Genomic DNA, 8,653 nt, shown 5'->3' on the forward strand with positions numbered 1-8,653 from the left:
AGAAAACCTTCTGACAGGAACCACCCTAAGCACCTTATTTTCCTTTTTTAATTTCTTCGTCTTCGGAGCGGTACTCATTTATTACAGCATTACCATCTTCCTGATTTTTCTGGCGGGAAGCATTTTCTACATCCTCTGGGTCCTGTATTTTATGAAGCGCAGGAGGGAGCTGGACTACAAGCGCTTTGCCCAGTTAAGTCAGGAACAGAGCACGGTGATCGAACTGATCAACGGAATGCAGGAAATCAAAATGCACAATGCGGAAAAACAAAAGCGATGGAGGTGGGAATTTGTTCAGGCAAGCCTGTTCAATGTCTCAATTCAGACCCTTTCTCTAGAACAGACCCAGGGAGTAGGATCTTCAATGATCAATGAGCTTAAGAATATTTTAATCACTTTTACCTCAGCAGTGCTGGTAATAGAAGGCAATCTTACCCTTGGGATGATGCTTTCGCTCCAATACATCATCGGGCAGCTAAACAGTCCCATCACCCAGGTAGTTGGTTTTATCCGGGCCTATCAGGATGCCAGCATCAGTCTGGATCGGCTAAACGAAATTCATGACAAGGAAGAAGAAGAAAACAGGGAAAAGCAGTATATCCGGAAAGTTAAGATAGCTAGGGAGTTGATCATAAAAAACCTGTCCTTTCGGTATATAGGAGCCGATGAGCCCGTTTTGGAAGGGCTCAACCTGATCATACCTCCACAGAAAGTGACGGCGGTGGTTGGTGCCAGCGGAAGCGGAAAGACCACCCTGATGAAGTTATTGCTCAAATTTTACGAACCCACCAAAGGTGAAATCCTGTATGGCCAGCATGACCTTAGCATCATTGCTGCCAGAAGCTGGAGGGATCATTGCGGAGTGGTGATGCAGGAAGGCTACGTGTTTAACGATACCATTGCGGCCAATATTGCTGTGGGTCAGGACCTCATCGACCAGGAGCTGTTAATCAAAGCCACCCGGATCGCCAATATCTACGATTACATCCAATCCCTGCCACTGGGCTTCAATACCAAAATCGGCAATGAGGGAGCTGGTATCAGCACCGGGCAAAAGCAGCGGCTTTTTATCGCCCGGGCGATATATAAGGATCCTGAAATCCTCTTTTTTGATGAGGCCACCTCAGCACTCGATGCCCGAAACGAACGTATCGTAATGGAAAACCTGCAGCATTTTATGAAAGGCAAGACGGTAGTGGTCATTGCACACCGCCTGAGTACGGTAAAAAATGCAGATCAGATCATCGTTATCGATCAGGGAAAAATAGTGGAACAGGGGTCCCATGACCAACTGCTGTATTCACAGGGGGCATATTTTGATTTGGTAAAAAATCAATTGGAGCTGGAAAAAATAAATACAAACTAACCATGCCGGATAAACATACCAATAACCTCCATCTCCGGTCCGAAGAAGTACAGGAGATCATCACCCGGCCGCCGGCCTGGCTGATCCGCTGGGGCATCACCCTGGTATTTGTTATGACCTGTCTGATCATCACGCTTTCTTTTCTGATAAGGTACCCGGATTTTGTGCAGGCAAAGGTGCTGGTGACCACCCGTGAGCCGACGGAGCGGGTGCTAGCCCGTACTTCCGGTCAGATAGAAAAGCTCTTTGTGGAAAACGGAGAACTTGTCTCCTCCGGCCAGCCACTTGCCGGGATCAAAAGCACCGCAAACCTGGAAGATATCCTGATCCTGAAAGACCAATTGGAAAAGGCGGTCTTTGGAAAGGAAAATGGGTATACCTTTCCCATGGATTCACTTTCCAGCCTGGTATTGGGAGAAGTGGAACCTGCCTTTCTGGAATTTGAACGAAATTACATGGAATACCAGTTGCTCAGAGAGCTTCAACCATATATTGGCCAGATGGATGGTACCCTTACCTCACTGATAGAAATCAATAAAAGGATCAAAAGACAGATCGCCCAAAAAGATCTACTGGAACGGAGGATGGCTCTTGTTCAAATTGACTATGAACGGAATAAAATCCTTCATGAGAACGGGGTAATTGCCGATAAGGATATTGAAGCCAGGGAAATGGAATACCTGCAAATACAGGAGCAGGTCAATAGTATGACCATAACAATTTCCCAGATGCAGGAAGCTCTCAGCGCAAGTAATCAAACCATGCGCATTACAGAAATCGACAAGCAGAAAGAAGAGACACGGATACTAAAAAACATGATTCAGTCTTATCATGGATTGAAGCGTGCCCTTAGGGATTGGGAATACGCCTATCTGCTGACCTCTTCAACCGGTGGTGAGGTTAGCTTTCAGAAAATATGGAGTGCAAATCAACAAGTCAGTCCCGATGAGCCAGTTTTCACCGTGCTTCCGGAAGACAAAATGGAACTGGTAGGCGTAACGAAAATTCCAGCACAGAATGCAGGAAAAGTATCAGTAGGCCTTAAGGTTCTGATCAAATTGGACAATTTCCCTTTTCAGCAATACGGTGTACTTACAGGACGCGTTACTAGGGTGTCTGTGTCCCCAGACGATGAATTCAATTATTTGGTTTACACATCTCTTCCAGAAGGAACCAGAACCTCCTTTAACAACTATATCCCTTTTACTCAGGAACTTTTGGGAAATGCCGAAATTATCACAGAAGACTTGAGCGTAGCAGAAAGGCTTTTCTTCAAGTTTAATTCAATAATAGACAATTAAAAAAACCGACATATTGGTCTTGAGAAATAACAATCTGGATCTTAACCGCAGTCCTAACTTGGTGCGAAGAGATGAGGTTCCTGTTACTTCATGATTTCATATTGACGGTTATTAATTAGCAGATAGATTGGAGAATTTGAAGTACTTGATGCGCACCTAAACGAAACGATGTAATTCTATAAACAATAGGAAAATAGAAAAAAATGGAAAAAACTAATGTGTTTGCAATAAACCTTGTTAAACGGAAAGACCGAAAGGCAAGTATTATATCGGAATTTGCGGATAAGGAAGAGTTTCAATTGACAATTGTTCCGGCCATCGAACATCAGTTCGGTGCAGTTGGCCTTTGGCATACCATCTGTAATATTGTGAAAAAATCGGAAAAGGAAGAATTGGATTATGTCATCATTTGCCAGGATGATCATACTTTCACTTCCCAATATCAGGATATCAGCTTACAAAAGACGATTGAAGATGCTAAACAGTTTCAGGCCGACATACTTTTGGGAGGTGTTAGTTGGTTTTCAACTTGTATCCCTGTGGGGAAAAATCTTAATTGGGTTGAAAAGTTTTCTGGGCTTCAATTTGCAGTTATATTTAAAAAATTCTATTCAAAGATACTTAGTACAGATTTTCAAGAAGGTAATGCAGGTGATTATACGATGTCGGCCCTTAGCCATCAAATATATTTTATTTACCCATTCATTTCAATCCAGAAAGATTTTGGATACTCAGATGTAACTGCAAAAAACAATGCAAAAGGTAGAGTTGGAAAATTATTTAAGGATTCTGATGATTTAGTAAAGGCAACAAATCAAGTTATTTCTTTTTATAAGAAAATGATATATGAGCAATTTGAGCCCACACTTTTGCCTGATTTTGACAACATATCCATCACTACTTATATCCTAAATTCGAAAAATAGCCAAATGAGATTACCTCCCATTAACTTACAATTTGAAGGTAGAACTGAGTTTGATGTTCGAATGATTAAAATGTGTGAGAATACCAACGCAGAACATGCATACTGGATGACTTTGATTCAAATTATACAACAAGCAAAGGCTGATGAAGATGATGTCATCATCGTCTGTGACAACAACCATCTGTTTACTGAGGCATATTCTAAGGAGTGCCTGATAAGACATATTGTTGAAGGACATCAATTAGAATCGAAAATACTATGTGGAGGGGTTGAAGATTTCGAAACTGCAATCCCCTTAACTCGAAATAAATTTTGGGTAAGAGCATTCAAATCATCCTCCTTCATTGTATTATACGAATCTGTTTATGATAATATATTAGAAGAACAAATCTGCAGTGATTCGAGTATCGAAAGCTTATATAGGGAAGTGACAAGTAATAAATTACTTATGTTTCCATTTATTTCAAAGAGAACGGTGTATAATGAAGATATTTCTTTTCGATTGGATAAAATATACCAGATGGCTAAAATGTCAGACGATGAGATTTGTTCTTAAAAAATATCAACTATTTTATTAAAAAAATATTAGATTTAATTATAAACTAACATACAGTATCAAGACAAGATGTAGTTGTAAAGAATAATTTAAAAGATAGCCAGTATTTAAGTGCTCCTAATTTCTTTATTTACATGCATATGATTTTATTATATAGCAGTAAAATAGTGAAAATAAATTATAGATGAAAAAATTATTTTATTAACAATATAAAAAATTAAATAATGCACATATAAAATAATTGAATTAGGCGTTTCGTGAATATCAAATATACCCGTATATTTACTTTAAACAAATATATTATGGAAAAAAGGTATAAGGGTCTCTCCATATTTGAATTTCAAAAGATGTACCCCACTGACAGAGATTTTTACAAATATTTGGCAGAAATGAAGTGGAATAACAGCTTTATTTGTAAAAAATGTGGGCATACCCATTATTGTAAAGAAATTAAAGAGTTCGACAGACAATGTTCAAAATTTCGCAGATTTGAATCTTCTACAGCTGGTACCCTTTTCCATCAGATGGAATTTCCCATTCTAAAAACCTTTTACATTGTTTATTACGTTTCAACAAGTAAAAACGGAATCAGCAGCTGTGAATTGAGCCGAAAGTTTGAACTGCGCCAAAAAACCTGCTGGCCTTTCAAGCAGAAGGTTATGAAGGCAATGGAAAGTAGTCAAAATTTCCCCATGGTTGAGAATGTTGAAGTGGATGAGACCTATGTCGGCGGACAAGACGACAAAGCATTGGGAAGAAACGAGGGGAAAAAGAAAATCATGGTTGTGAGCATAGAGAGGGGTTCGAAAGGAGTTGCGCGATGGTATGGTAGAGTAGTAGAAACCGCTTCCAAGGTTAACCTGGGAGGTTTTATGAGGGATCACATCAGGAGTAATGCAGAGGTCAAAAACGACTATTGGAGTGGTTATAAAGGCATGGAGGCACATTTTCCAAAAATGACTCGTGAAAAATCCGGGAAGAAAGGCTAGAACTTTAAGCAGATGCACCGCGTGATCATGATGTTCAAAGCCTGGCTAAGGGGCACACATTATTCTGTTATGAACTTGCAACCATACATTAGCGAGTATACTTACAGGTTCAACCGCCACAAAATGGGCGAAGACATCTTTGAGAATTTAGTCCAAAGAATGGTAGCAAAGCTACCATATCCTTATAAAGAATTTATTTACTAAGTACCTAATTCAATATATTTATTTCTCTTTAATTAATTGAAATTTAATTTTAGAAAATTATTAATGTAAGAATTATTATGAATACTAAAATTTTTAACAAAATAAAATATATTGGCACAAACTTAAAAGCTAGTGACGATATAAGAATAATAGGCCCACATGGATTAATAATTGGAAGTAATATAAAATTTGGGTCTAATTTATTAATTTTATCATTAGGAGGAGTTATAATTAATAATAACTGTTGTTTTGGAAACAATGTAGAAATTCATTCTTGCTTTATATGCAATATAAATACAAAAGATCCAATAGAAGAAATTATAGATGTTTTTATTCCCTATAATGTAGTGATAGAAGAAAATGTACGGATAGGAAATAATGTAAAAATTTATCCTGGAGTAACTATTGGTAAAAATACTGTAATAAGTGATAATAGTATAATTAAACAAAATATTAAATCGAATATTACTTTTTCTCCGATAAATTTATTATTAAATGAAAATAATTTTAAATTTTTAAATCGTAAAAAAACAATTGATCGATCATATGACTACAAAAATCTTTCCAATAGAGAAATTTCATTTGTTTTATCAACTGGAAGATGTGGATCCCAATCGATATCCAGTTTTCTAAATCAGCACCCTCAAATTACATCTCTTCATGAACCATTATATCAGCAATTGAGCGTTATTTCCACAAATTTTTTATCTGGTTTAATGAATAGGGAAGAAGTTAAATTTGAATTAATAAAATTATATTCAAATTTACCATATTATGATAAAAGTAAAATGTATGTTGAATCTGATCAGAAAATTATACCAATCGCAGATATATTACTAGATATTTTCCCAAACTCTAAATTTATTTGGCTAATTAGAAATCCAAAAACATTTTTATTGTCAGCTAGGGTTAGAGGTTGGTATTTTAACGATGATCCAATTTTTTCAAATGACTCTGTATTAATTGTACCAAAGTTTATTTCTCAAGGTTGTAGAATAACAGCTGTAAATATACAAAATATGTCTGAATCTGAATGGAATAGTTTAAGTCAGGATGATAAAATTCTTTGGTATTGGAATTATTGGAATCATTCGATTAAATATTTTATGGAAAAAGTTAAAAAAGAAAACTGTTTTATTATAAAATTAGAAAATATTTCGATAGAAAGTAATAAAATTCTTAATTTTTTAAATAAAAATTTAGATATTGATATGGCAGTTAAAAAAACAAATCAAATGCGAAATAATCATTTAAATTTTAATAAAAAAATAAGTATCAATTGTAAGCTTTATAAGCTCAAACATCTTGAGATGATGTATAGAAATAATGAACCTAATAATATTTCCTTTATATTTAATTAGGTTCTTAAATTTATAATCCTTCATGAATTTAACTTTTAATTTCATATGCGTTTTGTATTAAGTGTCACATTTTTACCATAAAACGAGTTCTTGGTTTTTTTCCGTCGGGCTGTTTACCGTGAAATACATCAATGATCTCCTCGGTAATCTCCCGGGCTTTGTTGAGCAGTCCTTGATCTGAGGGATAGGCGATGTCCTGGGGACAGACGGTCGCATCATAGATTACTTCTCATTTGGTTCCCGATGCTCCGCCGGGAGGATCATTATCATTTTTTTTCTTTCGTTGGATCTTTTCCTTTTTTTTCGCAGATCTTTCCATAGAAAAGCCATGGATCTTTTCATTCATCTCTTCAATGAGTTGCTGGCCGAGCCGCTTTCTGATATCTACAAACAGGGACGGATCAAAGGGCGCTTCTTTGATATAGGAACTGTAGCCAAGAAAATATTGTAGATACATGTTTTCGGTGATCTGGGCAACCGTTTCACGGTCATCAAGATTGAGAATGTGCTTGATGATCACTGCACCGATCAATACACGGGGGTTGAGCGACGGCCTTCCTGTCTGTTTCGTGTTGAACAGGCCAACCAGATCATCCCAGGGAATCTGACTGCTAAGCACAACCCAACGGTTAGTGGGGTCCAGATGATTATAAAATGGGGTCTCAAAGCCTGAAAACGAAAGCTGGTTTGCACTGGAATATTCGCTGCGTAGTGCACGCCTTTTAGAGTCCTTTTGCATAATCACTTGCACTTGTACCCTTTTAAATTCCGAAAAAGTCTTCTATTTAACCACAAATTCTGCATTTTTATACTTTGTCAGCAGAGCCTAATTAGTCTCTGAACTGAAAATAATTCGTAATGATTTAAGCTTATTTCTAACAATGTTATTAGAATGGCCATTGTAACTTTTTTGCCCCGATTTGGGTCAGTAGCCAAAAAATAAACAACCTGTCTTGAAGCAAAACAGTTCTGGAAAAGCCCCACCACTGAGTATCCATTCGTTATTCTGACCCCATTCGTAAATGCAAGCGACAAAACAATGGCATCAATGAAATAATGGCCGGAACCCAACTCCTGATAATGGTTTTTGAAGCTGAGTAGACCTGTTTCCAGCAAAAAAAGCACTAACAATATAACTCCTCATCAGGCAAGTGATTCGCAATTCTGAAAATGAACCGGAGTGGTGGACAATTCCCATCGGGATGTAGCACTTCGCTAATCTATCCTATTGGCAGCTACTCCAAAAAATCTGATACTCTTAAATCCTTAATAATGTATTTATAGCTATTCCTATCATCTTTCTGGTGGTAAAAAATGTGAGAACCATTGTGAAGGTAGTAGACATAATTATCGAATTTCTGAAAACCAAAACATGCATTGATTAGCTTGGTGTCTTCTGGAAAAATAGGGAGTTGCATTTGCCTAATTCATCTATTTTGCGACAAACCTAAATTACGGCAAAATACATTTATTTGCAATCTTTCGGCCTCAAGTCAGGAGTTCTGAATATCCAAATCGCCTGATTTTCTTGGGATTGCAGCGGTTCCCAAGGAAAATGGGCAGGCCCTTAAGCAAAACAGTAGGAATCCCTATTGCATAATCCAGGTTAAATTGATTTTCAAATGCTACTTTATCCACTAAAAGATTCCTCATGCATCACCTTTCCAAAAACGTCCCGATGATTAAAACTTATTTTTGGTCGACCTGATAACCTATCCACATGAATAGATAAAAAGCCTCCTTTTAAATTGAGGTATTGGTGTTCGGGGCGAACATCACCTTCATCCCAACCCTGAACATGGTAATCACTCACCGGACCTGAGCCAAACTCCATTAGCCCTGTTTCAGCATCCTTGGAAACATACTGCCAATGTCTGTCTCCATTGACCACAAACATGTTTTTCTGATCTGAAAGATAGCCTCGAAGCCAATCCCCTTCGTTTTTAAAATT

At 37.3% G+C, this 8,653-nt stretch carries 6 protein-coding genes and 1 pseudogene; 5 read left to right on the forward strand and 2 right to left on the reverse strand.

What is annotated here, in order from left to right; all coding sequences use genetic code 11:
* From AAC037_RS12820 to AAC037_RS12840, 5 genes are all read left to right on the forward strand, one after another.
* On the forward strand, window positions 1–1,366 hold a 1,366-nt coding region (locus AAC037_RS12820), incomplete at its 5' end, for a peptidase domain-containing ABC transporter (RefSeq protein WP_339903364.1).
* Between the two features lie 2 nt (window positions 1,367–1,368).
* Window positions 1,369–2,667, forward strand: a complete 1,299-nt coding sequence (locus AAC037_RS12825) for an HlyD family efflux transporter periplasmic adaptor subunit (protein WP_339903365.1) — start codon at window positions 1,369–1,371, stop codon at window positions 2,665–2,667.
* A 203-nt stretch (window positions 2,668–2,870) separates the two neighbouring features.
* Window positions 2,871–4,148, forward strand: coding sequence for a hypothetical protein (locus AAC037_RS12830; protein ID WP_339903366.1), 1,278 nt, complete (start codon window positions 2,871–2,873; stop codon window positions 4,146–4,148).
* Between the two features lie 302 nt (window positions 4,149–4,450).
* Window positions 4,451–5,137 (forward strand): IS1595 family transposase, encoded by a 687-nt coding sequence (locus tag AAC037_RS12835; RefSeq protein ID WP_339903367.1) that lies wholly within the window; start codon window positions 4,451–4,453, stop codon window positions 5,135–5,137.
* Between the two features lie 281 nt (window positions 5,138–5,418).
* On the forward strand, window positions 5,419–6,702 hold the full coding sequence (locus AAC037_RS12840; RefSeq protein WP_339903368.1) for a hypothetical protein: 1,284 nt from the start codon (window positions 5,419–5,421) through the stop codon (window positions 6,700–6,702).
* Window positions 6,703–6,931: 229 nt separating this feature from the next.
* On the opposite strand, the gene AAC037_RS12845 is transcribed toward AAC037_RS12840, so the two are convergent.
* Both AAC037_RS12845 and AAC037_RS12850 read right to left on the reverse strand, forming a co-directional pair.
* Window positions 6,932–7,441, reverse strand: coding sequence for a transposase (locus tag AAC037_RS12845; protein WP_339903369.1), 510 nt, complete (start codon window positions 7,439–7,441; stop codon window positions 6,932–6,934).
* 891 nt (window positions 7,442–8,332) lie between these two features.
* Window positions 8,333–8,653: pseudogene (locus AAC037_RS12850) on the reverse strand (alkaline phosphatase); the annotation flags it as partial.

It is taken from the genome of uncultured Cyclobacterium sp. (assembly GCF_963976465.1).
GTDB lineage: Bacteria > Bacteroidota > Bacteroidia > Cytophagales > Cyclobacteriaceae > Cyclobacterium.

What these genes read in the sequence shown, in the direction of transcription:
- AAC037_RS12835 (WP_339903367.1), top strand. Translation starts at nt 4,451, where the DNA reads ATGGAAAAAAGGTATAAGGGTCTCTCCATATTTGAATTTCAAAAGATG.
- AAC037_RS12840 (WP_339903368.1), top strand. Translation starts at nt 5,419, where the DNA reads ATGAATACTAAAATTTTTAACAAAATAAAATATATTGGCACAAACTTA.
- AAC037_RS12825 (WP_339903365.1), top strand. Translation starts at nt 1,369, where the DNA reads ATGCCGGATAAACATACCAATAACCTCCATCTCCGGTCCGAAGAAGTA.
- AAC037_RS12845 (WP_339903369.1), bottom strand. Translation starts at nt 7,441, where the DNA reads ATGCAAAAGGACTCTAAAAGGCGTGCACTACGCAGCGAATATTCCAGT.
- AAC037_RS12830 (WP_339903366.1), top strand. Translation starts at nt 2,871, where the DNA reads ATGGAAAAAACTAATGTGTTTGCAATAAACCTTGTTAAACGGAAAGAC.